Origin of the sequence: Tenuifilum sp. (genome assembly GCF_037481895.1) — a bacterium.
Classification (GTDB): Bacteria; Bacteroidota; Bacteroidia; order Bacteroidales; family Tenuifilaceae; genus Tenuifilum; species Tenuifilum osseticum.
This window is the reverse complement of record NZ_JBBFKU010000030.1, coordinates 42,444-42,852: the sequence shown is the minus strand read 5'-3', so window position 1 is coordinate 42,852 and position 409 is coordinate 42,444. Positions and strand designations below refer to the sequence as shown.

The window sequence follows — 409 nt, the reverse complement described above, 5'->3', positions numbered from 1 at the left end:
CGAGAACGCCGTGGCCGAACGCGTCAACGGCATCCTCAAAGACGAGTTCTTCCTCGACCAGACATTCCCCTCTACCCTCCTGGCCAGAAAAGCCGTCGATCAGGCCGTGAGCATTTACAACTCTAAAAGATTACATGTATCTTTGGGCTTTAAACCCCCTGATGATGTTTTTATGTGTGTCGCTTAAATCTATTTCTAACCTGTAGACTTATTTCAGGACTAGACAAGTTCAAGATTTAAAGCAAATTGTGATTGGGTTTGAAGGTTTAACTGATTGTTAATCAGTGTAAATCATCTCAATTTGTGTTATCTGTGTTCTATTGAATTTTCTATCAACTATCAACAAACAACCATCAACTTTAACAACCTTCCCGCTTCCTGCGGGACGCTCTGGCCTCCTGAGGCGCGG

The 409-nt window shown here is 43.5% G+C and carries 1 protein-coding gene; it reads left to right on the top strand.

What is annotated here, in order from left to right; translation table 11 throughout:
• The coding region (locus WHS63_RS09790) for an integrase core domain-containing protein (RefSeq protein WP_445204957.1) at window positions 1-187 on the top strand (187 nt) is incomplete at its 5' end.
• Between the last annotated feature and the right edge of the window lie 222 nt (window positions 188-409).